Annotated in this window: 23 protein-coding genes; 8 read left to right on the top strand and 15 right to left on the bottom strand. The window is 67.6% G+C overall.

Going from position 1 to position 24,137, the window contains the following annotated elements; genetic code table 11:
• The first annotated feature begins 161 nt into the window (after nt 1–161).
• Both CBM2588_RS26280 and CBM2588_RS26275 read left to right on the top strand, forming a co-directional pair.
• Nucleotides 162–1,115, top strand: coding sequence for a 5'/3'-nucleotidase SurE (locus CBM2588_RS26280; RefSeq protein ID WP_115683196.1), 954 nt, complete (start codon nt 162–164; stop codon nt 1,113–1,115).
• A gap of 11 nt (nt 1,116–1,126) precedes the next feature.
• On the top strand, nt 1,127–1,780 hold the full coding sequence (locus tag CBM2588_RS26275; RefSeq protein WP_115683195.1) for a hypothetical protein: 654 nt from the start codon (nt 1,127–1,129) through the stop codon (nt 1,778–1,780).
• An 18-nt stretch (nt 1,781–1,798) separates the two neighbouring features.
• Here the strand turns inward: CBM2588_RS26275 and CBM2588_RS26270 are convergent, their stop codons facing one another.
• Nucleotides 1,799–2,278, bottom strand: a complete 480-nt coding sequence (locus CBM2588_RS26270; RefSeq protein WP_115683194.1) for a hypothetical protein — start codon at nt 2,276–2,278, stop codon at nt 1,799–1,801.
• A 445-nt stretch (nt 2,279–2,723) separates the two neighbouring features.
• On the opposite strand from CBM2588_RS26270, the gene CBM2588_RS26265 reads away from it, so the two are divergent.
• From CBM2588_RS26265 to CBM2588_RS26250, 4 genes are all read left to right on the top strand, one after another.
• Entirely contained in the window at nt 2,724–4,697 is a 1,974-nt protein-coding gene (locus tag CBM2588_RS26265) for an alkyl/aryl-sulfatase (protein ID WP_115683193.1), read from the top strand.
• On the top strand, nt 4,694–5,290 hold the full coding sequence (locus tag CBM2588_RS26260) for a hypothetical protein (RefSeq protein ID WP_115683192.1): 597 nt from the start codon (nt 4,694–4,696) through the stop codon (nt 5,288–5,290). Before CBM2588_RS26265 ends, CBM2588_RS26260 begins: the two co-directional genes overlap by 4 nt.
• Before the next feature lie 69 nt (nt 5,291–5,359).
• Nucleotides 5,360–5,800, top strand: coding sequence for a helix-turn-helix transcriptional regulator (locus CBM2588_RS26255; protein WP_115683191.1), 441 nt, complete (start codon nt 5,360–5,362; stop codon nt 5,798–5,800).
• A 44-nt stretch (nt 5,801–5,844) separates the two neighbouring features.
• The gene (locus tag CBM2588_RS26250; protein ID WP_115683190.1) at nt 5,845–6,255 is read left to right on the top strand and encodes a VOC family protein; all 411 of its coding nucleotides are present in this window, start codon (nt 5,845–5,847) and stop codon (nt 6,253–6,255) included.
• Between the two features lie 72 nt (nt 6,256–6,327).
• On the opposite strand, the gene CBM2588_RS26245 is transcribed toward CBM2588_RS26250, so the two are convergent.
• From CBM2588_RS26245 to CBM2588_RS26220, 6 genes are all read right to left on the bottom strand, one after another.
• Entirely contained in the window at nt 6,328–7,206 is an 879-nt protein-coding gene (locus CBM2588_RS26245; protein WP_115683189.1) for an NAD(P)-dependent oxidoreductase, read from the bottom strand.
• Between the two features lie 55 nt (nt 7,207–7,261).
• The gene (locus CBM2588_RS26240) at nt 7,262–7,885 is read right to left on the bottom strand and encodes a TetR/AcrR family transcriptional regulator (protein WP_115683188.1); all 624 of its coding nucleotides are present in this window, start codon (nt 7,883–7,885) and stop codon (nt 7,262–7,264) included.
• A gap of 117 nt (nt 7,886–8,002) precedes the next feature.
• Complete coding sequence (gene rocF, locus CBM2588_RS26235) at nt 8,003–8,923, bottom strand: arginase (protein WP_115683187.1); 921 nt, start codon at nt 8,921–8,923, stop codon at nt 8,003–8,005.
• 64 nt (nt 8,924–8,987) lie between these two features.
• Nucleotides 8,988–10,313, bottom strand: coding sequence for a phosphoribosyltransferase (locus CBM2588_RS26230; protein WP_115683186.1), 1,326 nt, complete (start codon nt 10,311–10,313; stop codon nt 8,988–8,990).
• Between the two features lie 15 nt (nt 10,314–10,328).
• Complete coding sequence (locus CBM2588_RS26225) at nt 10,329–11,342, bottom strand: zinc-dependent alcohol dehydrogenase family protein (protein ID WP_115683185.1); 1,014 nt, start codon at nt 11,340–11,342, stop codon at nt 10,329–10,331.
• 21 nt (nt 11,343–11,363) lie between these two features.
• Complete coding sequence (locus CBM2588_RS26220; RefSeq protein ID WP_115683184.1) at nt 11,364–11,819, bottom strand: universal stress protein; 456 nt, start codon at nt 11,817–11,819, stop codon at nt 11,364–11,366.
• A 306-nt stretch (nt 11,820–12,125) separates the two neighbouring features.
• Between CBM2588_RS26220 and CBM2588_RS26215 the strand changes: the two genes are divergently transcribed.
• Nucleotides 12,126–12,968 carry a universal stress protein gene (locus CBM2588_RS26215; RefSeq protein WP_115683183.1) on the top strand — a complete coding sequence of 281 codons (843 nt, stop codon included), beginning with the start codon at nt 12,126–12,128 and terminating at the stop codon, nt 12,966–12,968.
• 88 nt (nt 12,969–13,056) lie between these two features.
• Here the strand turns inward: CBM2588_RS26215 and CBM2588_RS26210 are convergent, their stop codons facing one another.
• Both CBM2588_RS26210 and CBM2588_RS26205 read right to left on the bottom strand, forming a co-directional pair.
• Complete coding sequence (locus CBM2588_RS26210) at nt 13,057–13,431, bottom strand: VOC family protein (RefSeq protein WP_115683182.1); 375 nt, start codon at nt 13,429–13,431, stop codon at nt 13,057–13,059.
• A 56-nt stretch (nt 13,432–13,487) separates the two neighbouring features.
• Nucleotides 13,488–14,090, bottom strand: coding sequence for an isochorismatase family cysteine hydrolase (locus CBM2588_RS26205; protein WP_115683181.1), 603 nt, complete (start codon nt 14,088–14,090; stop codon nt 13,488–13,490).
• Nucleotides 14,091–14,422: 332 nt separating this feature from the next.
• Here CBM2588_RS26205 and CBM2588_RS26200 point away from each other — a divergent pair, with 332 nt between their 5' ends.
• On the top strand, nt 14,423–16,564 hold the full coding sequence (locus CBM2588_RS26200; protein WP_439897467.1) for a TonB-dependent receptor: 2,142 nt from the start codon (nt 14,423–14,425) through the stop codon (nt 16,562–16,564).
• Between the two features lie 49 nt (nt 16,565–16,613).
• On the opposite strand, the gene CBM2588_RS26195 is transcribed toward CBM2588_RS26200, so the two are convergent.
• From CBM2588_RS26195 to CBM2588_RS26170, 6 genes are all read right to left on the bottom strand, one after another.
• A complete protein-coding gene (locus CBM2588_RS26195) occupies nt 16,614–17,615 on the bottom strand; it encodes a Bug family tripartite tricarboxylate transporter substrate binding protein (protein WP_115683179.1) in 1,002 nt (333 codons plus the stop codon).
• 173 nt (nt 17,616–17,788) lie between these two features.
• Nucleotides 17,789–18,649, bottom strand: coding sequence for a MipA/OmpV family protein (locus tag CBM2588_RS26190; RefSeq protein WP_231942279.1), 861 nt, complete (start codon nt 18,647–18,649; stop codon nt 17,789–17,791).
• A gap of 146 nt (nt 18,650–18,795) precedes the next feature.
• Complete coding sequence (locus CBM2588_RS26185) at nt 18,796–21,003, bottom strand: xanthine dehydrogenase family protein molybdopterin-binding subunit (protein WP_115683177.1); 2,208 nt, start codon at nt 21,001–21,003, stop codon at nt 18,796–18,798.
• Nucleotides 21,000–21,998 carry an FAD binding domain-containing protein gene (locus tag CBM2588_RS26180; protein ID WP_115683176.1) on the bottom strand — a complete coding sequence of 333 codons (999 nt, stop codon included), beginning with the start codon at nt 21,996–21,998 and terminating at the stop codon, nt 21,000–21,002. Before CBM2588_RS26180 ends, CBM2588_RS26185 begins: the two co-directional genes overlap by 4 nt.
• An 8-nt stretch (nt 21,999–22,006) precedes the next feature.
• Nucleotides 22,007–22,576 (bottom strand): 2Fe-2S iron-sulfur cluster-binding protein, encoded by a 570-nt coding sequence (locus CBM2588_RS26175; RefSeq protein WP_115683175.1) that lies wholly within the window; start codon nt 22,574–22,576, stop codon nt 22,007–22,009.
• A 274-nt stretch (nt 22,577–22,850) separates the two neighbouring features.
• Nucleotides 22,851–24,047: an amino acid aminotransferase gene (locus tag CBM2588_RS26170; RefSeq protein WP_115683174.1), complete on the bottom strand. Its 1,197-nt coding sequence runs from the start codon at nt 24,045–24,047 to the stop codon at nt 22,851–22,853.
• Between the last annotated feature and the right edge of the window lie 90 nt (nt 24,048–24,137).

Raw genomic sequence — 24,137 nt, 5'->3', positions numbered from 1 at the left:
CCACCACGGATGACCCAGGGCGCTGCGCCCGGCCCGCGCCACCTACATCGGCGCTGCCGGCGCATGCGCGCCGCCAGCCTCACCGGGCTGCCCGCAGTAACTTGCCTGCCGCGCGGGCACGCTTCGCCCGCATTCCTGAACTACTCAGACCTGCCACCGACATGAAATCCCGCCTGATCGCCGCGGCCTTGCTGGCCGCCACGGCGAGTCCTGCCTTCGCCCTGAACATCCTGCTGACCAACGACGACGGCCTGACCAGCAACCTGAAGGCGCTGTACGACGCGCTCAAGGGCGCTGGCCACAACGTCATCGTCAGCGTACCCTGCACCGGCCAGAGCGGCCGCGGCGCCGGCATCGTGATGTACAGCACCACGGTCATCGTGCCGGACAACGACAAGACCCAGGTCGAGGCCGAAGGCGGCTGCCACAACGGCGCGGCCAAGACCGGCGAGCCGGCGGTCGGCCCCTTCACCAAGGCGGGCTACACCAATGGCGACTACCACTACGCCCACGGCACGCCGGTGATGGCGACCATGTACGGCCTGGACGTGCTGGCGCCGGCGCGCTGGGGCAAGGCCCCGGACCTGGTGCTGTCCGGCCCCAACGAAGGCCAGAACGTCGGCCGCATCGTCAACAGCTCGGGCACCGTCAGCAATGCGCAGTTCGGCGCGGCGCGCGGCATTCCGTCCATCGCGCTGAGCGCGGGCACGGACTCGGTCGACAATGCCGGCCTGGCGAGCCCGGTATCCGGCGTGGTGGCGCAGCTGACCATCAAGCTGCTCGGCACGCTGCAGGCCAAGGCCAACGGCGGCCCGCTGCTGCCGGCGGGCCTGGCGCTGAACGTCAACTTCCCGAACGCGCCGACGGCGGCCACGCCGTTTGCGTTCTCGCGGCATGGCACTTTCGACGCCTATGCGCTGAAGTTCAACGGTACGGCGCCGTACGGGCTCGGCATCGGCGCCGGCGGCGGCACGCCGACGGCCGCGCAGGCCGAGGACGAGTCGGTGGTCTACAAGACCAAAACGGCCGTGACCGCCATGCAGATCGGCTTCGACCAGCGTCCCGCCGGCCAGCAATGGCTGCGCCTGCGCCTGGGTGAACTGTTCGGCCAGTGAGGCAGGTCCCGATGAAACGCCTCATTTCCCTGTTTCCCCTGGCAGCCGTGCTGGGGCTGGCCGCCTGCGGCGGCAACGACGCGCCCGACAACGGCGCACCGCCCGCGACCGCGACCTTGTCCGTCACCGATCTGGATCCCGGCGCCTACGTCGTCAGCGTGGGCGATGCCGACAACCCGACCGTCGGCAAGTACTACGCCGGCACGGACGGCAGCCGCTACCTGGTCCTGGCCGATGCCGAAGACAAGGCCACGGCCATCTACCGCCGCGACAAGGGCGGCAGCTGGGTCGCAGCGCCTGGCGCGGGCGCGTCCGCCAGCGTCAAGCTGCTGAGCCAGGCCGCGGTGCCCGCCGCGAGCGTAGAGCTTGCCAGCGTGGCCGGCACCTACACCACGGTGCTGCCTACGGGCGCCAGCGCCATCTTCACCGTCACCGCGGAAGGCAAGATCGCGCCCGGCGCTTCGGCATGCCAGCTGTCGGGAACACTGGCGGCGCAGGCCATGCCGAATACGCTGAGCCTGAAGCTGTCGACGTCGGCCTGCGGCACGCTGCCTGCCAGTGCCAGCGGTGTGCTCGCCATCGATACGGACTACCAGCCGGCCGCATTCCGCCTGATCGCGGACGATGGCGGCCGCGTGGTGGACCTGTGGGCGTATCGCGACTGAGCGATGCCGCCTGGCGTGCTAGCGCATTGCCAGGCTGGCGGCGAGCATTTGCTGCTCTGTCGGGAGTTCGCGCATGGCCTGGTTCAGCGTCGCGGTGGTGGTGGTGATGGCGGCGCCCAGGCTGGCGATTTCCTGCTGCAGCACCGCGATGCGGATGCGCTTCTGGTCGGGCGTGCCGGTGGTGGCGTTCTTCGCCGCCTCCAGCTCCTGCAGCTTGCGCGCCAGCTGCGCGCGCAGTTCGCGCAGGCGCTTGATCGCATCCCTGGCCTGATCGGGCAGGCCGCTGTCGTCGACATCGCTGTTGTCGCGCACTGAAGCAGCCTGGTTGCCGCCGGCCAGCGCGTGGCCAGGGGCCGAAATATGGATCTCGGCACTGGCCGCGGGCCGGGCACGAATCCCCGGCGCGTCGCTGGCGCTTTCGCTGGCGGCGGCGGGCGGTGCCGCAGTCGTATCCATCGACACGGCAGCCGCTGCCTTGGCTGCAATCGGTTCGATCATGGTCACGGTGGTACTTCTCCTGGTTCGCCGGCGATGGGCAATTCGTGCTCGGAAGCTGCCGGCTCCATGCGGATATCGGCTGCCTAGAGCGCCGACTTGAGCTTGCCGCACGGCCATCGAGCCACGTAAACGGGTGTCGAGACGCCCTGAGACGTTGACGCACGCACTGGATTTTTGCGACAGGCACGATCACGCGCCGATAACGCGCCACCGCGTACGCACGGCTTCCGCCAGGGATGGATTGGCGGCTGCCCGGCACCCGGCCTGCGGTCCGGCATGTCAGGAACAGTCGGTCTCACCCGTTCAGGGGTCGCAACGATATTTCATACGCGCGAAAAAACATTCACTTCCGTCGTGATCCTTGATGAAGGACTATCGATTCTCCTCGGCGGGGCGCCCGGGCGCCCGATCGATCCGCGCTACGTGACATTCCCTGGAGAGAACAATGAAGGCGGCTTCCGTCATGACTACCGTGCTGTTCCTGACATGGTCATCCTCCGGGTGGGCCCAACAGGCCCAGCCGGTGGGTGGCAAGCCTGCCACGGCGGCGACGAAGGCGGCGAACGCCGCGGTGCTGAAGGAGTTGCCCTTCCATGACAAGGCCGATTTCGATGATGCGCAGCGCGGCCTGGTCGCCAGGCCAGACACGCTGACGATACGCAACGCCAAGGGCGACGTGGTCTGGGATCTCGAGGCCTACAAGCAATACATCGGGATCGACAAGCCCGCGCCGGATACCGTCAACCCCAGCTTGTGGCGCAACGCCCAGCTGACCATGCAGCATGGCCTGTTCAAGGTCTCGGACCGCATCTACCAGGTCCGCGGCTTCGATCTCTCCAATGTGACCTTCGTCCAGGGGAATAGCGGGTGGATCGTGCTCGACCCGCTGATCTCGGAGGAAACCGCCAAGGCAGCGTATGAATTCGTGACGAAGCACCTGGGGCCCCGCCCCGTGGTGGCCGTGGTGTACAGCCATTCGCACATCGATCACTACGGCGGCGTGCGCGGCGTGGTCAACGAGGCCGACGTGAAATCGGGCAAGGTCAAGATCTTCGCGCCGCAAGGCTTTACCGAGCATGCCGTCAGCGAAAACGTCATTGCCGGCAATGCGATGGGCCGTCGGGCCGTCTACATGTATGGTGCGCTGTTGCCACGCAATGACCGCGGCGGCGTGAACGGCGGACTGGGGCAGACCGTCTCGACCGGCACCGCGGGGTTGATCGTGCCGTCCGACATCATCAGCAAGACCGGGACCGAAGTTGCCGTGGATGGCATCAGGATGGTGTTCCAGATGACGCCGGGGACCGAGGCTCCGGCGGAGATGAACACCTTCTTTCCTCAGTTCAAGGGCATGTGGATGGCGGAAAACACCACCAACACCATGCACAACATCCTGACGCTGCGCGGTGCCCAGGTGCGCGATGCGCTGAAGTGGTCGAGCTACCTGAACGAGACCATCGACACCTACGGCAAGGACGTGGAGTTCAAGTTCCAGGCCCACCATTGGCCGATGTGGGGCAATGCCAAGATCATCGATTACTGGAAGAAGCAGCGCGACCTCTACAAGTACACGCATGACCAGTCGGTGAACCTGATGAACAAGGGCTATACGGCGGCGGAGATCTCGGAACTGATCAAGCTGCCGCCCGAGCTCGACAAGTTCTGGCCGAATCGCGGATATTACGGCACGCTGCGCCACAACTCGCGGGCGGTCTATCAACGGTACATGGGGTGGTATGACGGCAATCCGTCTGACCTGAACAACCTGCCGCCGGAAATGGCCGCAAGGAAATACGTGGAGTACATGGGCGGCGAGGCCGCGATCCTGCGCCGCGCCAAGGCCGATTTCGACAAGGGCGATTACCGCTGGACCGCCGAAGCGCTGAAGCATGTGGTCTTCGCCAACCCGGACAGCAAGGCCGGCAAGGACCTGCTCGCGGATTCGCTCGAACAGCTGGGCTATCAGGCGGAAAGCGGTCCGTGGCGCTCCGTCTATCTGATGGGGGCCTACGAGTTGCGCAATGGCGTGCCAAAGGCGGGCGGCACCGACGTGGCCAGCCCGGACACCATCAAGGCCATGCCGCCGGAAATGCTGTTCGACTACCTGTCCGTGCGCCTGAACGGTCCGAAGGCGGCGGGCAAGAAGCTGGCGCTCAATCTCGACTTCACCGACCTGAACAAGCAATACGGCCTGGCGGTGGAGAATGCCGTGCTCAACTACGGCAAGCCGTTGCCCCATGCGGACGCGAACATCACGATGTCAAAGGCGACGCTCGATGCCATCCAGCTCAAGGAAACGACCATCGAGAACGCCATCGCGAAAGGAGACATGAAAGTGGAGGGCCGACGCGAGGCGCTGGGCGAATTCCTTGGCCTGCTGGACGCCTTCCCCTTCTGGTTCAACATCGTGACGCCATGAAGACGAAGGCTACCGCACTGGTCACCGTCCTGGCCGCCGGCTGGCTGGCCCTGGCGTCGCAGCCGGCCGCCGCCTGCGGCTCCGCCTTTGTGCTCGGCGACGAAGTCGGGGCGGCCCACCCGGCCTCGATCGGCGTAGCCTTCGCCATGCACGACGCGCTGGGCACAGGCACGCTGGCACCGGCCCGCAGCCTGACTGGCGCGCAAGCGCGCTTGCGTGCCGATGACACCGCGCACATGCTGGAGCAGCGGCTGGCGCCAGTCAGGTCGACCTTGCCGCCCACGTCGCTGCTGCTGGTCGAGTCGCGGCTCTGGACACGCTATGCCCCGGCGGGCCAACGCCTGGCCGACCACCATGCCGGCCACGAGGCCGGCCCCGCCGCCGACGATGTTGTCGTGGTGACCGGAGAGCAAGTGCTGCGCGGCCTGCTGGAAGGCCGGATCGGCTGGGAGCAGGCACTGGACGCCGGACTGCTCGTCGTGACCGGTGACGCCGCGAACCGCGAGCGGGTGCAAGCGATACTGGCGGGCCGGTTTCCGGGGCCGGGCGGTGCCGCGCTGGCGAACCACGGGCCGCCGTCTGGCCGGCTCTAGCTTACGCGGATAGGCCCGCATTCTCTTGAGCGGCTTGAGCCTGCCCGACGGGCATGGCAGGATACGCCGATGCCCGCCGCCACCCCCGATACCGTCCTGCGTGACCTGGCGCGCCTGCGCCGGGTCCGCGACCGCATTGACCGCGACTACGCCCAGCCGCTGGACGTCGAGGCGCTTGCGCGGGGCGTGCATATGTCCGCGGGTCATCTCAGCCGGCAGTTCCGGCTGGCCTATGGCGAGTCGGTCTACGCCTACCTGATGACCCGGCGCATCGAGCGCGCCATGGCGTTGCTGCGGCGTGGCGACCTGAGTGTCACCGAGGTCTGCTTCGAGGTCGGCTGCTCGTCCCTGGGGTCCTTCAGTTCAAGGTTCACCGAACTGGTCGGCGTTTCGCCCAGCATTTACCGGCGCGATTGCGCGCGCGAGGCCGAGGGCATCCCGTCCTGCATCGCCAGGCAGGTGACGCGTCCGGTCAGGAATCGAGAAGCGCCGGAACCGTCGTCCGACTAGACTGGCGTCCATGCATCACCCCTCACCACTTACGGAGACTGATCATGGACCTCACCATTCATTCGACTTTTCTGCCGCACTCCGATCCGGAGGTCTCGCTGGCGTTCTACCGGGACGCCCTGGATTTCGAGATCCGCAAGGATGTCGCCTTTGGCGGCCACCGCTGGATCACCATTGGCCCGAAGGGCAAGCCCGACACCTCCATCGTCCTGTACCCGCCAAACGCGACCCCGGGCGTTACCGACGACGAGAAGCGCACCATCGGCGAGATGATGGCCAAGGGTACTTTCGCCATGCTGCTGCTTGGCGCGAAGGACCTGGACGCCGTCTTCCAGCGCCTGCAGGACCGCGACGCCGAGATCGTCCAGGAGCCGACAGACCAGCCTTACGGGGTGCGCGATTTCGCGGTGCGCGATCCGGCCGGCAACATGATCCGGATCCAGCAACTCAAATGACAAAGGCGCCGGCCATGCGCCGGGCCTTGGTTCGTGCCAGCCTCTGCGATGCAGTCACCGTGCGGTGGCCGTTCAGGCCTGCCCGGCACGGCGTGCGGACGTGCGCGACAGTGCCCCCCAGTCCAGGTGGCCTTCGCCATGGGCCAGGCTTTCGATATGTGTATCGCGCAGGGTGCTGGCCAGGGGAAGGGGAACGTTGGCCTGTTCCGCCGCTTCCAACGCCAGGCGCACGTCCTTGAGGCCTAGCGCCAGCTTGAATCCCGCTGGCTCGAAGCGCTCTTCGGCGATGGCCTGCCCATAGCCCTTGTAGACAGGAGCAGCGAAGGCCGTGGACATGACCAGTTCCAGAAAACCGGCCTTGTCCACCCCATGGCCGTGCGCCAGTGCCACTGCTTCGCCCATCGTACCGATGGCGCTGGCGATCATGAAGTTCACGGCCAGCTTGGCGGCATTGGCCTGTTCTGGCCGTGCGCCCAGGCGCCAGGTCTTCTGGCCGATTGCATCCAGCAGCGGCTGCACGGTTGCAATGGCGTCGGAATTGCCCGCTGCCAGGATGTTGAGCTGGCCCGCTTCAGCAACGTTTACCCGGCCCAGCACCGGTGCGGCGACATAGCCCACGCCTTGCGCCTGGTGTAACGCAGCCAGTTCGGCTGCCAGGGCCACCGAGATCGTGGCCATGTTGACATGGATGGCTCCGCGCTTCAGCGCGGACAGTGTCCGTGCGTCCAGTATCGCGGCACGGGTGGCCGCATCGTCGGCCAGCATCGAGATCAGCACGTCCGCATCGGTGACCGCCTCGACAGGCGTGGCCGCGCCTTGCGCGCCGAGCGCTGCCAGTTTCGCCACCGGCGTGGGCGAGCGATTCCAGCCGCGCACTGCATGGCCGGCCTTGAGCAAGTTTGCAGCCATTGGCAGGCCCATGGTGCCCAGGCCAAGAAAAGCGATCTTCATCGGTGTTCTCCTCGGTCAAAATGGAATCGATTGTTTCCTAAATAGGAAAAAAATTTCAGGCTAATACCTGGAGTGCGGCCGTTGCCACGGCTTGCATCTGTTCGCGGCTGCGTCCGGTCTTGCCGACGACCCGCATGCCTTGCGTCAGGCATAACAGCATCCGCGCAGTCGCTTCGACGTCCACATGGGCCGGGATCGAGCCGTCTTGCTGGCCCTGGCGGATCAGGTCGGCCAGTAACGCCTCGTTGCGCGACATCGCGGCGGCGATGTGGCCGGCCATTGGCTTGTCGAATGCCGACAGTTCGACCGCGCTGCCAACGACAAGGCAACCTTGCCGGCCGGCGGCGCCCTGCGCGGAGTCGGCATAGAAGTCCAGCGTGGCGCGCAGGCGTTCCAGCCCGGTGCCGGCGTTGTCGATGGCCTGGTGCAGCTTCTCCGCCCGCTGGGCGCGGTAGCGATCGAACGCCGCCAGGAACAGCGACTGCTTGTCCTTGAACGCCTTGTAGAGGCTGCCCTGGGCGAGATGCATGGCGCGGGTCAGGTCGGAGATCGAAGCGCCGTGGTAACCGCGTTCGCTGAAAACGCGCACGGCCCGGTCCAGCGCCTGGTCGACGTTGAACTCGCGCGGGCGGCCGCGGCTGCGTGTGCGTGTGGGAACCTGGGGGTGGGTGGCTGTCATGCTGCCAGATCGGCAAATTAGAAAACGATGGCTCCCAATATAGCACCTCATCGGCGCTTCGTCATGGCGGCGTCCCTGTACGGCATTGAAGTATCGACAGGCACGCCGTGCAACTTTTTAACCCGGCGGCGGACGCCACAGCGTAGATTTGCCGAACAGGCTTTCCACCAGGTCCACGGCCAGCTGCGCGGTCTGGTTGCGCACGTCGCAGGCCGGGTTCAGTTCCATTACGTCGAGCGAGGCCAGCCGGCCGGTATCGGCGATCATTTCCATGCACAGCTGAGTCTCGCGGTAGGTCGGCCCGCCCGGCACGGTCGTGCCCACGCCCGGCGCGATCACGCAATCGAGGAAATCCACGTCGAAGCTGACGTGCAAGTGCGTCTGCGCGTCGATGCCCGCCAGCGCCTGCTGCATGGTGTGGCGCATGCCGTTCTCGTCGATGTAGCGCATGTCGTACACCGCCAGATGTAATTCGTGCAGGCGGCGCTTTTCCTCCGCATCGACGCTGCGGATGCCGATCTGCCGGATCGCGCTGCGCTGCACCGCCGGCGCCGCGCCGGCCAGCGTGGTCAGCGGTGCCGGGCCGTCTCCGCAAAGGCAGGCGACGGGCATGCCATGCATGTTGCCGGTAGGCGTTGTGGTGCCGATATTGGCGTCGGCGTGCGCGTCGAGCCACAGCACCATCAGGGTCTTGCCGGTGTCACGGCAATGGCGCGCCGCGGCGCTGATCGAGCCGATCGCCAGGCAATGGTCGCCGCCCATCAGCAGCGGCAACCGGCCCGTTTGCAGGGTGCCGAGGCAGGCGTCATAGACCGCACGGTTCCACGCCAGCACTTCGTCGAGGTGACGCAGGCCATCCCGGGGTGGCTCCCACGGATTGGCGGGGCCGTCGAGGTTGCCGGCGTCCTCGACCTGCAGTTTGTTGCGCGACAGCGCCTGCGCCAGGCCGGCGACGCGCAGCGCCTCCGGGCCCATCGACGAGCCGCGCGTGCCGGCCCCGACGTCGGTGGGGGCTCCAATCAGCGTGACAGGTTTCATGGCATGAATGCGGTGTGAGTGCGGATGCCAGCATGCGTTTGCAGGTTTCGTACCCGCTGGTCAGCTATTGGCGTCCGCTGTAACTCAGGCATGGACGCGATGCCTGCGCAAGGTGCTGCTCAAACCAATTCGCTGTGAGCGTCGCGATCTCCTCCAGTGCCTTGCGGTCGTCGAAGCCGCACCCGCTCGCCCGGACCAGCCTGAGTTGTCGCGGACAACGCATCTGCTCGAAGGCAAGACCATGGATCCGGATGCTCTCCGGATTGCCGCTTGCACATATCAGCAAGGTCGGTGCCTCCAGCCGTTGCAGGGCGGCGCTGCCGGCCAGGTCGATTCGCCCTGCCACGCAGGCGACAGCGCCAGGCTGTGGCGCGCCGTCCGCGGCCAAGCGCACGGCTGCCGCGGCGGCGGTGCCGGCACTGAGCAAGCCAACGGGCAGTCTTGCGAACGGCGTGCCGGCACGCAGGACGCTCAGGACCTGGTCCAGCCTTCTCGCCAGGTCATCGACATCCGCATCCGGCGCGTCGTCGCGGCTGTCGGGCTGCAGGTCGACCAGCATCGTGGCAAATCCCTTTCCACGCAGCTTGCGTGCCAGGTAGTGGCTTCGGGCAGCGCGTCGCTGTGCGCCACCGGCGTGCACCATCACCACGACGCCGATGGGGTTGGGCGCGGATTCGAGCATGGCGCGCATGCAGGTCGTGCGGTAGGGAATCCGCATGGCCTTGGCCAGTGAGGGCACGCCTGCCACCGCACTTGCCCGGGCGCGGAGGGGAGGGCGAGTTGATGCCATCCCTGTCAATTGCCGGACCCGGTCATCGCTGACCAGTTGGAACTCGTGATAGAAGTGCGCAAGGCTGTCGATGTGATCCGGCGTGTCGAGGCAGACGATTTCATCGGCCAGCGCGCGGACCTGGTCCAGGCCTGCCTTGCTGGCGATCGGCAAGGCGCATATCAGCCGCGCGGGGCCGCGCTTGCGCAGGCTTGCAAGCGCGGCATGCATGCTCGCGCCGCTCACCAGGCCGTCGTCCACGACGATCACCACGCGGCCGCAGGGATCGGCCGGCTTGCGAACCGGCGTATAGACCGCGCGCTGCCGGCAGAGCTGGTCGAAGTGGATGCCGCGCAGGCTGCCGGCGCCGCTGTTCGCGTCCGCGCCGTTGGTACGCCAGGTCTTGCCCGTGTCGTCCAGCGCCACGCCCGCGTCGATCTTGCGCGCCATCACCAGGTCGAAATCGGCGCACAAGGCGTCGGCTACGACGCGCCCGACCGGGACGCCGCCGCGCGGTATCGCCAGCACCAGCACGCCAGTTCCCCGATAGGCGCGCAACGCCGAGGCCAGTTCCGAGCCAGCAAGCTCGCGCGTCAGGAATCGGGTTTGGTATCGGCTCATTGCAATGCCTGGGAGCTATGGAGAAATTTTCAGTACGGCGGCACCGGCAAGGCGGCTTTCGCGCAGGTCGGCCAATGCCGCATTGGCCTGTTCCAGCGGATAGGCGATGGTGTGCGTCACCAGCGGCGTGCGCTCGGCAATATCCATTAACGCAAGGCCGTCGGTGCGCGTAAGGTTGGCGACGGAACACAGGCGCCGCTCTTCCCAGAGCACCTGGTAAGGCATGCTTGGCACATCGCTCATGTGAATTCCGCCGCAGACAACGATGCCGCCCTTGTCCACGTCGCGTAGCGCTTTGGGTATCAATGCACCCACCGGAGCAAAAATCAGCGCAGCGTCCAGCGGCACAGGCGACTGAAGCTCGCTCGAACCGGCCCAGCAGGCGCCCGTCTGATAGGCGAGTTGCTGGGCCCTTGTATCGCCCGCGCGGGTGAAAGCGTAGACCTCGCGGCCCTGCGCTACGGCGATCTGCGTGACGAGGTGGGCCGCGGCGCCGAAGCCGTAGATGCCGATGCGGCGCGCATGGTTGGCTGCGCCCGCCATGCGTAGCGTGCGATAGCCGATCAGGCCGGCGCAGAGCAGTGGCGCGGCGTGTTCGTCATCGTAGGCGGGGGGAAGCCGGAAGCAAAATGCGCTGTCGGCAACCGCGTACTCGGCATAGCCGCCGTCGCGGGTATAGCCGGTGAACAGCGGCGCGCTGCAAAGATTCTCGCGATGACGCAGGCAGTAGCGGCAAGCGCCGCATGCATGCCCGAGCCATGGCACGCCGACGCGCTCGCCGGGAGTGAAGGCGGTGACGCCGGCGCCGCATGCATCCACCCGTCCGACGATCTCGTGTCCTGGTATGAGGGCCGGTTTGGGATGGCGCAGGTCGCCGTCGACGATGTGCAGGTCGGTACGGCACACGCCGCAGGCCGCCACGGCGATGCGAAGTTCGCCGGGACCGGGCTCTGGAACCGGCAAGCGACGAAGGTGCAGCGGCAAGCCTGCGCCCTCGAACACCATCGCGCGCATGGTCGGGCGGGACATAAGGTATTGCGCCGGGTACGGCTAGCCTTCGATTTCGCTACGGACCAGCAGCACGGGCTTGCTCGTCTTGGCCAGCACGCCTTCCGATACGCTGCCCATCAGCAGGCGCCGTACCCCGCGGCGGCCGTGCGTGCCAAGCACGATCAGGTCGGCATTCCAGGCATCGGCTTCGGCGACAATGGTCGCCGAGATCCTGCCCGGCGCCACCGGCTTTTCGTCAAGCTGCATCACATGGCGCACACCGGCCTCGCTGAGCCTGACGGATGCCGCATCCAGCGCCTTGCGGCCATGCGCAAGGATGCTGTCGACCAGTTCTTTCGGATTGAAGTAGCTGGCTTCGAAGAAGACATCGGTGTCGTCCGCCACGAACAAGGCCTTGACCTCGGCGCCGGTCCCCCTGGCGATGATGATGGCCTGGCTCATTGCCAGGTCCGAAGAACGGCTGCCGTCGACGGCGAGTAGGATGCGCTGGTACATGATGAGTCTCCTGACAAAGGGAGGTGCGGAATCGAGGCCGCGGGGCGTTGCCTTTCAGCGTAGATGCCGGCGGGGATCCGCGTTTGATCAGCATCAATCTGAAGCGGCAGGGCTGGCGGCCTCCTTGATCGCAACCAGGAGCGGGGTGATGCCGACAAGACTTTGGTTTGGTGAAGCGGCCCGTTGATCTGCGTCGAACGCCGCCTGGTCCCACTACCTAGACTGTCCTGTAGGGGAGGGGATGTCGACCATGGCGGCGACACCGGTTTTCCGCTGGAATGACAAACCAAAGCTCGGAGCCTCATCATGGACTTCAGGACCATCCTGGTCGACCTCAGCGAAGATGCGGCACGGTCGGCGCGCATTGAAACGGCCGCACGCCTTGCAGCGAAGTCCCATGGCAGCGTAATCGGCCTGACGGCAACGGGCACGCAGCTGGAACCCTTCCGCGGGGCCGGAGAGGACGCCGGGCAATACGCCGCGTCCGCCGCCAGCCATGTGCGGAATCTGGCAGACGATCACAGGCAGGCACTCGACACGCTGGTCAGGCAAGTGGCGCCCGGCATTCCCGCGCGGCACGTCGTTGTCACCGCGGAATCCGGCTGGGCGCTGGCCAACGAAGGACGTTTCGCCGATCTTATCTTGCCGGCACCGCCCTCGGCGCAGGCCGATGTGCCGGGCCTGCTGGCCGCGGTTGCCGAGTATGCGATGCTCAACGCCGGCCGGCCCATCCTGCTGGTGCCAGGCGGCTCCGCCCCGCCCATTGGCGGCCATGTTGCCATCGCATGGAACGGCGGCCGCGAGGCCGCGCGGGCGGTAGCCGACGCACTGCCCTGGCTGGCGCACGCCAGTGCCGTCTCAGTCGTGATCGTCAGCGCCGGCAAGTCCGGCGCCGAGGTCGAGAAAGAGGCCTTCCTGGCCAGCGCGGACCGACTCGCAGCCTGGCTGCACGATCATGGCATCCACGCGAATGTGCTGGCCCGCGAGGGCGACCCCGACCGAGTTCTGCCCGGACTTGCCAGCGAGATACAGGCCGACCTTCTGGTCGCCGGCGGCTATGGCCGCTCCCGGCTGCGGGAACTGGTGCTGGGCGGCACCACCCGTTTGTTGCTGCGGCAGTCAGGTTTGCCGGTGTTCATGTCGCATTAGGCGTGTACGCCGCCGGTATGGGTAGCGGCGCGTGATGGACGGCATGCGCCATGCGCGGACCCTTCCGGACCTTCTCTCGTTGGAACGATCACGCATCGGGCACGTGGCAAACCACCTCGAGATTGTGCCCGTCAGGTCCAATGACGAACGCCGCATAGTAGTTCGCGTGGTAGTGCGGCCGCAGTCCCGGCCCACCGTTGTCTGTGGCACCCGCGGCTAGCGCTGCGCGATAGAAGGCGTCGACCTGCTGCCGGGTCTCGGCGGTAAACGCCAGATGCAGGTGTGCCGGCTTCTCGCCGGTCTGGAACAGGCACAGCGAAGCCTTGCCTCTCGCGCAGAGTTCGACACCGTATGTCGGCGGCCCCTCCGACGCCACCGCTACGCCGAGCGGTGCCAGGGCCTTCAGGAAAAACGCCTTGCTCGCGGCATAGTCGGTGACGCCGAATTTAACGTGGTCGAACATGGCTTCTCCTCTGTGGTTGGTGGGTCGCGTCGCCAGACCGTGTGCCGACGTCGCGCTCAGGCCAGCAGAGCCAAGGCGTCGGCGAGCGACAGCACGGTGGAGCGCGAATCGAACGCCGTGGCAAACAGGTGGTCGTGCACGACCTGGTCCGGGTCGTAGCAGCAATCCTTGACCGTGAACAGGCGGAAGTCTGCATCGCTCGCATACGCCACAGAAGACAGCACCACGCCGGTCGAGGCGATGCCGACCATCAGCAGGGTATCGATGCCCTGCGCTGACAGCCTTACCTGCAGGTCGGTACCAAAGAACACGCTGGCGCGATGCGCGACGATCAGCGGCTCACTGTCCCGCCGCCCGAGTTCGGGCGAGACCTGGTCGTCGACGAACAGGCCCAGTCGCTTGATTCCCTGACCATTGCGGTTCAACGGGCTGACTTCCGGATAGCCCGGGCTGAAGTGAATCTTGGCGAAATAGACGCTGACGCCCTGGGACCGCGCGGCATCGCACAGCTTGCGCGTGTTGGCAAGCAAGGTGGGGGCGACGGAGGGAAAGAGCGCCAGGATGTCGGTCTGGTAGTGCATGACTACCAGGGCGGTTTGCGCGGGAACGATAGGCGGGATGGGATCGGTCATGCTGAGCGTACCGGCGTGGTTTTCCATGCGAGGTTGGCGGCGGGCCGGATCGTCTGATCCACGTGCGATGGATGGCGACATCAGCCTGGCTGCAGCGAACGAAGACCGACTCTATCACGGCAATCGGAGCAGGTTCCGATCGCGTTCTGCGCTGTCATCTGCCATGCCAGACATAAGCAGGGCCACCTCCGCGCTTGCTGACACAATCAGGAATCATTATCATTCCAGGTTTTGTTACAAATCATTAGAGCCCTGCGCGCGCGCCTGCTGCCACCATGCAATCCCTTCCGGCCACCTCTACCCGCTTCCCCCTTCGTCCCCGCCCGCTGTCCCTGTTGATCTGTGCCATCGCCGGCACGATGCCGCTGATCTCCGCCGCCCAGGCCCAGGCACCGGCCGCGTCGGTGGAAGCGGGCAGCCTGAATGCCGTGGAGGTGCGCGTCGACCGCATCAAGAGCGACCTGGTCAACCCGATGCGGCAGGTCACGGTGATCGAGCGCGAGGAGCTGGACGAGTTGCGCACGGGTTCGACCAACCTTGCCACCATGCTGAGCAAGGTCATCCCCGGCATGGCCGATTCCAGCCGCACGGTGACGGATTTTGGCCAGACCCTGCGCGGGCGCAGCGCGCTGGTGCTGGTCGACGGCATCCCGCTGAATACCAACCGCGACTCGGCGCGCAACCTGGCCACCATCGACCCCAGCAATATCGAGCGCATCGAGGTGCTGCGCGGCAGCAGCGCGCTCTACGGGGCGGGCGCCAGCGGCGGCATCATCTCGATCACCACGCGCCAGGCCGGCGGGCCGCCGAGCGCGGATACCACGGTGACGCTGGGCACGCCGCTGACGCGGCTGAGCAAGGAAGGGCTGAGCGCCAACGTGCAGCAGCATTTTTCCGGCAGCCAGGGGCCGATCGACTATGCCTTCCACCTGGGCGCGCAGCGCATCGGCAGCCCCTACGATGCCGAAGGCCACCGCATTGCGCCGGAGCCCAGCCAGGGCGATCTGTTCGATTCCAACGTCTACAACCTGAGCGGCAAGCTGGGCTGGCGCATCGATGGCCAGCAGCGCCTGCAGCTGAGCGTCAGCCGGTACCAGGCCAAGCAGGACACCGACTATGCGTCCGATCCGTCGGTTGCCCGGGCGCCGGCCGGCTCCACCGCCGCGCGCGCGATTCGCGGCCTGCAGCTGGAGAACCAGAACGAGCTGCGCAATACCGTGGTCAACCTGGACTACCAGCACCAGGACCTGTTCGGCAGCACGGTATCGAGCCAGTTCTACTACCGCGACTACTTCACGCGTTTCCCGCCGTTCGACGCGCGCGCGGTGGCCACGCGCGGCGGCAATGTCGACCAGATCAGCCAGAACAGCGATGTCTTCGGCGGCCGCCTGACCATCAGCACGCCGCTGGGCCAGGCCAAGGCCACCAAGCTGCTGTGGGGCGCCGACTACAACCAGGAACGCAGCGACATGCCGCTGGACCTGTTCGATCCGCGCGCCTACGACAGCAGCGGGGGGCTGGTCTTCAACCGCATCGGCACGGCCACCTATATGCCGCCGCTGACCACGCGCAGTGGCGGCATCTTCGGCCAGCTGCAGCACAAGTTCAACGAGCAGTGGTCGGCCGAGGGCGGCCTGCGCTATGAGCGCGCCAGCGCCAGCTTCGATGATTTCGTGCCGCTGTCGCAATCGCGCGTGAGCAACCCGGCCACGGTCAAGGGCGGCACGGTCAACTATGGCGCCTGGCTGTTCAACCTGGGCGCGGCCTATGCGCCGGTCAAGGGCCAGGAGTTCTATGCCTCGTTCAGCCAGGGCTTCCAGTTGCCGGACATCGGCCTGCAGATCCGCAATGCGCGCGCCGGCTTCGATATCAATTCGTCCAGCCTGGACCCGGTCAAGACCAACAACTATGAAGTGGGCTGGCGCGGCGCGCTGGGCAATACGCTGGCGAGCGTGGCGCTGTTCTACACCACCTCCAAGCTTGGCGACGTGCAGAGCTTCAACAACGGCCTGATCCTGACCCGCACCGAGGAGCGCATCGCGGGCGTGGAAGCGGCCGCCGACTACCGCTCGGACGACGAGCGCTGGGGCGCGGGCGGCACCATCACCTGGATCAACGGACGCGAGCGGCCGCAAGGCAGCGCGGACTTCCAGGACATGACCGGTTACCGCATTCCGCCGCTCAAGGTCACGGCGTACCTGCAGTTCCGTCCCGTAAGCCAGTGGAGCAACCGCGTGCAGCTGAGCTACTACGCCAGCCGCGACTACCGGCTCAACGGCCAGAACAGCTTTGGCCGGCGCGAGGTCAGCAGCTATACCACCGTCGACCTGATCAGCCGCTATGAACTGACGCGCAAGGATACGATCACGGTCGGCATCGAGAACCTGTTCAACCGCAACTACTACCCGCTGTACAGCCAGCTGCTGCGCAACAGCAACAACACCAGCCGGCTGCCGGCAGCGGGCATCACGCTGACGGCGATGTACCAGCACCGCTGGTAAGCGCGGTGCGGCGGGGCTGGCGGCGCCTGCCGCCGCCAGCCCGCGGTCCTTAGTCGAGCGTGATCTTGCCCGCCTTGACGATCTCCGCATAGCGCCTGGTATCGCGCTCGATCAGCTTGCGGAACTCCTCGGGCGTACCGCCCACCGGCACAAAGCCGAGGTCGGTCAGCTTCTTCGTGACTTCAGGGCTGCGCGTGGCCGCGGCGATTTCCCGGGCCATGCGCGCGACGATCGGCTGCGGCGTGCCGGCCGGCGCCAGCAGGCCGGTCCATGAACTCATGACGAAGCCGGGGAAGCCGGCTTCTTCCATGGTCGGGATATTGGGCTCGCCCGGCCAGCGTTTGGCCGAGGCGACGGCCAGCACGCTGATCTTGCCGGACTTGACGTGCGGCATCGGCACCAGCAGCGGGTCGAACGCCACCGAGACCTCGCCGGACACCAGTGCCGGCAGGATCGGCGCGCTGCCGTTGTAGGGCACGTGGGTGAGCTTGAGCTTCGATTCCATCGCCAGGCGCTCGCCGGTCAGGTGGGCGGAGCTGCCGACGCCGCTGGAGCCGAAGGTCAGCGTGTCGGGATGCTTCCTGCCATAGTCGACCAGCTCGGCCACGGTCTTGACCGGCAGCTTCTTGCTGGCGAACAGGAACAGCGGCAGCTCGGCCATTTCCGCCACCGGCACCAGGTCGGCGGGTTTGTAGCTGAGTTTGGAATACAGCGACATGTTGGCGCTGTAGGCCGCCAGCACCGAGACAAAGGTGTAGCCCTCCGGGGCCGAGCGCGCGGCCACGCCGACGCCCAGGGTGCTGTTGGCACCGGGCTTGTTCTCGATGATGATCGGCTGGCCAAGCCGTTGCGAGACCTGCTCGAACACGACTCGCGCGACCGTGTCGGTGGAGCCGCCCGGGGTGTAGGGCACGATCACCTTGATCGGCCTGGCTGGCCATGCGTCGGCCGCGAGGGTAGTGGGCGCGGTGTGGAGGGCGGCCACGCCGGCAACGGCGATGGCGATGGAACGCGCGCGGCGCGCGACGCGATGCTTGATGCTGGACTTCAACTACGTCTCCTTCTTTGGCATGCCTGGCAATCCCCTGGCGGGGCTGCGGCCGGAACTCCGGCCGGCCAATTATGCGGGACGCATTCTACGCGGAGCCGCGCCAACGGCAGCCGAAACACGGGCGCGGACCATCCAATGTGCGATAGCCGAACCAGGCTGGCCCGCGACGATCGTCAGAATTCGTAGTTGACCGACAGGTCGAACACCGCATTGGTCCGCTTGCGCGTGATCGGGCTGTCGGCCGCATCGCCGGCCAGCTGCGATACCGCCACGTCAGAGCTGGCAAACCAGTGTTTGGCGAAGTACCACACCGAGGTCACGCCGAAGCCGTATGACTTGATGCCGCCGCGCGCGTGGTACTGCGGCCGGCCGGCGCGCGCCTGCGCGGCGCTGACGCCGTACCAGGCGTTCATGTAGCGCGAGTCGGCCAGCGTGACGGTGGGGCCGGCGAACCAGAAGAATTTCTCCGAGCTGCCGGGCAGCGGCATATAGGCGCCGATATCGCCGACCCAGCCGTCGCTGCCGCCCAGGCTGCGGCGCGCGTCGATGCGCAGCACCAGCGGAAATTCCTTCGAGACCGCATATTCGGCGAACAGCTTGCCTTCGGGCGCCGGGTTGATATTGCCCATGCCGTCCAGGTGCGGCGAGTCTTCCTGCCCGCGCCGGCCGAGGTTGTAGGTGAGCGCGATGCCGGCGCGCCAGTTCCTGCCGCGCAGCAGGTTCACGCCCAGCCCTTCGCCGATCGACGCAAAGGCAAGGTCGCGGTAGCGGATGTCGATGCTGGGGCCGCCGATCACGATGTACTCGGACGAGCCGTCGTAGCGCGGCCGCAGCATCGCGGCGGCGCCCAGCCGGACCTGCCAGTCGGGGATGTCGTCCTGGAACAGCTTCTGCAGCGGAATGCCGGCGGAGAACTGCCATTCGGCCAGCGGTGCCGGGGTCTGGGCGCTGGCCCGGCCGGCGGCCAGCAGCGCGCCGGTGGCCAGCAGCAGGGCGATGCACGAGGAAGTACGCGGTGGAATTCGCTCGGTCATGGCAGCCTCCATGCCCGCATGGCGGGCAGCCAGGTTGCGGGCGCTGGGCCCGTGGGCGACATCTTTCCACCGGATCGCGGCCGGCGCAACCACTGGCGCGGCCAGCGCGGTGCCTGCAGATCCCTGCCTGGTGACGAAAAGGCGTTTCAGTCGAGCAGCTTGTCCAGCGTGATCGGCAAGTCGCGCACGCGCCGGCCGGTGGCGTGGTACACGGCATTGGCAATCGCCGCGGCCACGCCGACGATGCCGATCTCGCCGACGCCCTTGGTGCCCAGGGTGTTGATATGCGGATCGTCCTCGTCCACCACCGTGACCTCGATGGCGCCGATGTCGGCATTGACCGGCACGTGGTACTCGGCCAGGTTGGCGTTGGCGACGCGCCCGGTAGCCAGATCCAGCTCGGTCTTCTCGTGCAGCGCCATGCCGATGCCCCAGACGATGCCTCCCATCAGCTGGCTGTGCGCGGTCTTGCGGTTCAGCAGCCGGCCGGCGCCGTAGCTGGCAACGACGCGGTGGACGCGGATCTCGCCCAGGTCCGGGTCGATGCGGACTTCGGCAAAAACCGCGCCGAAAGCGTGCATGGAATACGCCTGGCGCTCCTTGCCGGGTTTGGTGCTGGCGCGGGCCTCGATCGCTCGCCCGCCCGCACGCCGGATCGGCGCGGACATCGGTTCGCGCTGCGCCGGATCCGAGCGGCGTTGCAGCCAGCCTTCGACGATTTCGACATCCTCCACCGGCGCGCCAGACAACGGCGAGGCGGTATCGGCCACAGCCTGGCGGACCAGGCGCAGCCGTGCCGCTTCGGCCGCCTGCTGCACGGCGGGCGCGACGCTGGCCACGGACTGCGAGCCGCCAGACACCGGGGCTTCCGGGAAGGCCGTGTCGCCCAGTTCAAAGCGTACGTGCTCCGGCGGCAGGCCCAGCGCATCGGCGGCGACCTGCGTCATCACCGTATAGGTGCCGGTGCCAAGGTCCTGCGAGCCCGAACGCACCAGCGCCGTACCGTCCGGCAGCAGGCGTACCATCGCGCTGGCCGGCGAGCGGTAGGTGGGGTAGGTGGCGGTGGCCATGCCCATCCCCACCAGCTTGCCGTCGGCGCGCATCGAGCGTGGGGCCGGAGCGCGGCGGGCCCAGCCGAAGCGCTCGGCGGCGTCGCGATAGCACTCGCGCAGCGACTTGCTCGAGAACGGCAGCTGCTTGTCCGGATCGGTGTCGGCGTGGTTGCGCAGGCGCAGTGCGAGCGGGTCGAGTCCCAGCCGCTCGGCCAGTTCGTCGAGCGCGCATTCCAGCGCAAAGCTGCCGGGGGCTTCACCCGGCGCGCGCATGAAGGTGGGCGTGCCGATGTCCAGCTCGACCAGCCGGTGGCTGGTCTGCACGTTGGCGCAGGCGTAGAGCCGGCGCGTGAGCAGCGCCGCGGATTCAACCCATTCCTCGATCATGGAAGTGCATGTGGTCACGTCATGGCGTAAGGCTTGCAGCGCGCCGTCGGCCGCCGCGGCGGCAACCACGTGCTGCTCGGTAACAGGCCGCCCGCCCACCGGGCCGAACATCTGGGTCCGTTCCACCACCAGCCTGACCGGACGGCTGACCTGCCGCGCCGCCATCGCGGCCAGGACCACGTGCGACCACACCGAGCCCTTGCAGCCAAAGCCGCCGCCCACGTAGGGGCAGATCGCGCGCACCTTGTCGGCAGCGATGCCGAACGCGGCGGCGACGGCCTTGCGCACGCCGGTGACGTATTGCGTCGCGTCGTACAGGGTGAGCTGGTCGCCATCCCACGCGGCGAGGGTGGCGTGCGGCTCCATCGGGTTGTGGGTTTCCATCGGCGTGGTGTAGACCGCGTCGATCACGGCGGCGGCGCCGCGCCGGCCCGCATCGGGATCGCCGCGGCGGCTGTCGGCGGATTCGTCCTCGTCAGGCTTGCGGGCCCGCGCGCGCGCCTGCGCGAAGTCCAGCACGGCATCGCCCTGCCGGTATTGCACCGGCAGGCAGCGCGCGGCGTCGCGGGCCTGCTCGAGCGTATCGGCCACCACCACGGCGATGGGCTGGTTGTTGTAGTGGACCGTGGTGTCCTGCAGCAGGCTCATCACGTGGCCGGCGGTGGGGATGTCCGCGGCCGCCTTGCCGCCCCTGGGCAGGTGCGGGGCGTTGAACGGCGTCAGCACCAGCCGCACGCCCGGCATGCGTTCGCACGCGGCGGTGTCGATGGCGACGATCTCGCCGCGGGCGATGGCGCTGGTCACCATCACCGCATGGACCAGTCCCGGCAGCGTGTGGTCGGCGGTGTAGCGGGCGCGGCCGGTGACCTTGGAGATGCCGTCGACGCGGTCGAGCGGGGTGCCGGTCACGCTCATGACGAAGCTCCTGACGGGCCGCTGGCAACCTTCAGCGCGAGGGCGACGGCGCGCTGCGCCAGGCCGATCTTGAAAGCGTTGTGCGCATACGGGTGCGCGCCGTCGAGCAGCAGCCGCGCCGCGTCGGCGGCGCTGTGCGCGCTCAGCGGCCGGCCGGCCAGGATCCGTTCCGCGGCGGGCACGCGCCACGGCTTGTGCGCCACGCCGCCCAGCGCCAGCCGCGCGCTGCGCACGAGCTTGCCGTCGAGGTCCAGCGCCGCGGCGACCGAGACCAGCGCAAAGGCGAAACTGGAGCGGTCGCGCACCTTCAGGTAGTGCGCATGGGCGGCGTAGGGCGAGGGCGGCAGGTCGATGGCGACGATCAGCTCGCCGGGGGCCAGCATGGTGTCGCACTGCGGGGTATCGCCGGGCAGGCGATGGAAGTCGCCGATCGGGATGCGGCGCTCGCCGGTGGTGGCGCGCACTACGATCACGGCTTCGAGCGCGGCCAGCGCCACGCACATGTCGGACGGATGCACGGCGATGCAATGCTCGCTGGCGCCGAGGATGGCATGGATGCGGTTGATGCCGTCGCGCGCGCCGCAGCCCGAGCCGGGCTTGCGCTTGTTGCAGGCCGGGAAGCCCAGGTCATAGAAGTAATGGCAGCGGGTGCGCTGCAGCAGGTTGCCGCCCACCGTCGCCATATTGCGCAACTGCCCGGACGCGCCCGACAGCAGCGCCTGCGCCAGCAGCGGATAGCGTTCGCGCACCAGCGCATGGTTGGCCGCATCGGTGTTGCTGAGCATCGCGCCGAGGCGCACGCCGCCATCGGGCAGCGCCGTGACCTGGGCCAGCGGCAGCCGGCTGACATCGACCAGCAGCCGCGGCGCTTCCACGCCGGCCTTGATCAAATCCAGCAGGTTGGTGCCGCCTGCCACATAGCGCGCGCCCGGCTGGCTCCCCAGGCGCATGGCCTCGTCGACCGAGCCGGGCCGTTCATAAGCGAAAGGATTCATACCCAGCCTTAGCTGCCGCCCTTGCCGCAGGCTGCGCGGACCGCGGCGACGATATTGGGGTAAGCGCCGCAGCGGCACAGGTTGCCGCTCATGCGCTCGCGGATCTCGTCGTCGCCGAGCGGCAGCGGCGGCGCGCCCAGCGGCCGGACCGCGCTGGCATGGCCGGCCTGCGCCTCGGCCAGCATGCCCACCGCCGAGCAGATCTGGCCGGGGGTGCAGAAGCCGCACTGCAGCGCGTCGTGGGTGACGAAGGCCTGCTGCATCGGGTGCAGCGTATCGCCGCTGGCCAGGCCTTCGATGGTGGTGATGTGGCGGCCTTCCTGCATCACCGCAAGCGTCAGGCAGGCGTTGATGCGGCGGTCGTCGACCAGCACCGTGCAGGCGCCGCACTGGCCGCGGTCGCAGCCCTTCTTGGCGCCGGTCAGATGGAGGATTTCACGTAGCGCGTCGAGCAGCGTGCAGCGCGGTTCCAGCTGCAGCGTGCAGGGCTTGCCGTTGACATGGAGCGTGACTGCGCGGGTGGCCGCGCCTGGCGGGGCGGTGGTGCTGCAATGGGCCGGTACGTTGTCTTCGGACATGGGCGAGCCTTCGGTCGGCGTCCCGGCATGTCGTCGGAAGGCGCCGGGAATACCGGAAGGCTGCAAGTTCAGTGCCGGGCAGCGGCGCCGCGGGCGGTACGGCTACGCGGCGGCGCAAGCGTCAAAAACGCCATGCGGTGCGTGTAGAAATTACGCTGGGCCGTACGTGCGGCGATGGGTGCGCTGATGGGTGCGGCATGGGTGCGGTGATACCTGGCCTCGAAAACAAAAACGGCGCCCGGAGGCGCCGTCATGAGGCCGTGTGGAACCGGGTTCAGCTCTTCAGCACGCTGCCGATGGCCTTGGCCACGATGCCGACGTTGCGCTCGTTCAGCCCGGCCACGCACATGCGGCCCGAGCGCAGCAGGTACACGCCGTGCTGCTCGCGCAGGCGCTCGGCCTGGTCGGCCGTGAGGCCGGTGTAGGTGAACATGCCGCGCTGGGTCAGGTAGCGCGACAGCGCCTCGCCGCTGACATGGTCGCGCAGGTGGTGGTGGATGGCCTCGCGCATGCGCGCGATGCGGCCGCACATCTCGGCCAGTTCCTGTTCCCACAGCTGGCGCAGCTCGGGCGTGGTCAGCACCTTGGCGACCACGCGCGCGCCGTGCGTGGGCGGGTTGCTGTAGTTGGCGCGCACCGCGCCGGTCAGCTGGCCCAGCACGTTCGATGCCTCGGCCGCGGTGTTGCAGAACACGCTCAGGCCGCCGCAGCGCTCGCCGTACAGCGAGAAGTTCTTCGAGAACGAGTTCGCCACCAGGCAGGGCACGTCCTGCGCCACCAGTTCGCGGATGGCGAAGGCGTCGTCTTCCAGGCCGGCGCCGAAGCCCTGGTAGGCCATGTCGACGAACGGCAGCAGGTTGTTGGCCTTGAGCAGCGCGATCAGCTGGCGCCACTGGTCCTGGTTCAGGTCGACACCGGTCGGGTTGTGGCAGCACGCGTGCAGCAGCACGATGCTGCCGGCCGGGATCGCGCGCAGCGCGTCCATCATGGCGTCGAACTTCAGGCCGCCGGTGGCGTCGTCATAGTACGGGTAGGTATTGACGGTGAAGCCGGCGCGCTCGAACACCACGCGGTGGTTTTCCCAGCTGGGGTCGCTGATCCACACCTGCGCCTGCGGATAGTAGCGCTTGAGGAAATCGGCGCCCACGCGCAGCGCGCCCGAGCCGCCCAGCGTCTGCAGCGTGGCGATGCGGCCGGCGGCGCGCGCCGGCGAGTCCTCGCCGAACACCAGCGCCTGCACGGCGTTGCGGTAGGCCGCCAGGCCCGACATCGGCAGGTAGGGGCGCGGACCCATGTCGGCCAGCAGCGCGGCCTCGGCCTGCGCCACCGCCTGCATCACCGGCAGGCGGCCGTCGTCGTCAAAGTAGATGCCGATGCTCAGGTTGACCTTGTCGGTGCGCGGGTCGCGCTGGAAGTCCTCGTTGAGCGAGAGGATCGGATCGCCGGGAAAGGCCTCGATGTGTGCGAACATGGGATGCGATGGAGTTGGGTCGGGGGCGGCTGCCGCGGCGCAAGGCGCCGCGCAGCCTGGGATTTTAACCGGCGGCGCCCGCGGCCTGCA

It is taken from the genome of Cupriavidus taiwanensis, from assembly GCF_900250075.1.
Lineage (GTDB): Bacteria > Pseudomonadota > Gammaproteobacteria > Burkholderiales > Burkholderiaceae > Cupriavidus > Cupriavidus taiwanensis_C.
This window is presented reverse-complemented; position numbering and strand designations above follow the sequence as displayed.

Coding starts and splice junctions, on each gene's coding strand:
- CBM2588_RS26210 (WP_115683182.1), bottom strand. CDS start 13,431: ATGTTCGACCACGTTAAATTCGGCGTCACCGACTATGCCGCGAGCAAG.
- CBM2588_RS26280 (WP_115683196.1), top strand. CDS start 162: ATGAAATCCCGCCTGATCGCCGCGGCCTTGCTGGCCGCCACGGCGAGT.
- CBM2588_RS26240 (WP_115683188.1), bottom strand. CDS start 7,885: ATGACAGCCACCCACCCCCAGGTTCCCACACGCACACGCAGCCGCGGC.
- CBM2588_RS26270 (WP_115683194.1), bottom strand. CDS start 2,278: ATGATCGAACCGATTGCAGCCAAGGCAGCGGCTGCCGTGTCGATGGAT.
- CBM2588_RS26225 (WP_115683185.1), bottom strand. CDS start 11,342: ATGTCCCGCCCGACCATGCGCGCGATGGTGTTCGAGGGCGCAGGCTTG.
- CBM2588_RS26275 (WP_115683195.1), top strand. CDS start 1,127: ATGAAACGCCTCATTTCCCTGTTTCCCCTGGCAGCCGTGCTGGGGCTG.
- CBM2588_RS26250 (WP_115683190.1), top strand. CDS start 5,845: ATGGACCTCACCATTCATTCGACTTTTCTGCCGCACTCCGATCCGGAG.
- rocF (WP_115683187.1), bottom strand. CDS start 8,923: ATGAAACCTGTCACGCTGATTGGAGCCCCCACCGACGTCGGGGCCGGC.
- CBM2588_RS26230 (WP_115683186.1), bottom strand. CDS start 10,313: ATGAGCCGATACCAAACCCGATTCCTGACGCGCGAGCTTGCTGGCTCG.
- CBM2588_RS26205 (WP_115683181.1), bottom strand. CDS start 14,090: ATGGAAAACCACGCCGGTACGCTCAGCATGACCGATCCCATCCCGCCT.
- CBM2588_RS26255 (WP_115683191.1), top strand. CDS start 5,360: ATGCCCGCCGCCACCCCCGATACCGTCCTGCGTGACCTGGCGCGCCTG.
- CBM2588_RS26245 (WP_115683189.1), bottom strand. CDS start 7,206: ATGAAGATCGCTTTTCTTGGCCTGGGCACCATGGGCCTGCCAATGGCT.
- CBM2588_RS26220 (WP_115683184.1), bottom strand. CDS start 11,819: ATGTACCAGCGCATCCTACTCGCCGTCGACGGCAGCCGTTCTTCGGAC.
- CBM2588_RS26260 (WP_115683192.1), top strand. CDS start 4,694: ATGAAGACGAAGGCTACCGCACTGGTCACCGTCCTGGCCGCCGGCTGG.
- CBM2588_RS26190 (WP_231942279.1), bottom strand. CDS start 18,649: ATGACCGAGCGAATTCCACCGCGTACTTCCTCGTGCATCGCCCTGCTG.
- CBM2588_RS26185 (WP_115683177.1), bottom strand. CDS start 21,003: ATGAGCGTGACCGGCACCCCGCTCGACCGCGTCGACGGCATCTCCAAG.
- CBM2588_RS26200 (WP_439897467.1), top strand. CDS start 14,423: ATGCCGCTGATCTCCGCCGCCCAGGCCCAGGCACCGGCCGCGTCGGTG.
- CBM2588_RS26170 (WP_115683174.1), bottom strand. CDS start 24,047: ATGTTCGCACACATCGAGGCCTTTCCCGGCGATCCGATCCTCTCGCTC.
- CBM2588_RS26215 (WP_115683183.1), top strand. CDS start 12,126: ATGGACTTCAGGACCATCCTGGTCGACCTCAGCGAAGATGCGGCACGG.
- CBM2588_RS26265 (WP_115683193.1), top strand. CDS start 2,724: ATGAAGGCGGCTTCCGTCATGACTACCGTGCTGTTCCTGACATGGTCA.
- CBM2588_RS26180 (WP_115683176.1), bottom strand. CDS start 21,998: ATGAATCCTTTCGCTTATGAACGGCCCGGCTCGGTCGACGAGGCCATG.
- CBM2588_RS26175 (WP_115683175.1), bottom strand. CDS start 22,576: ATGTCCGAAGACAACGTACCGGCCCATTGCAGCACCACCGCCCCGCCA.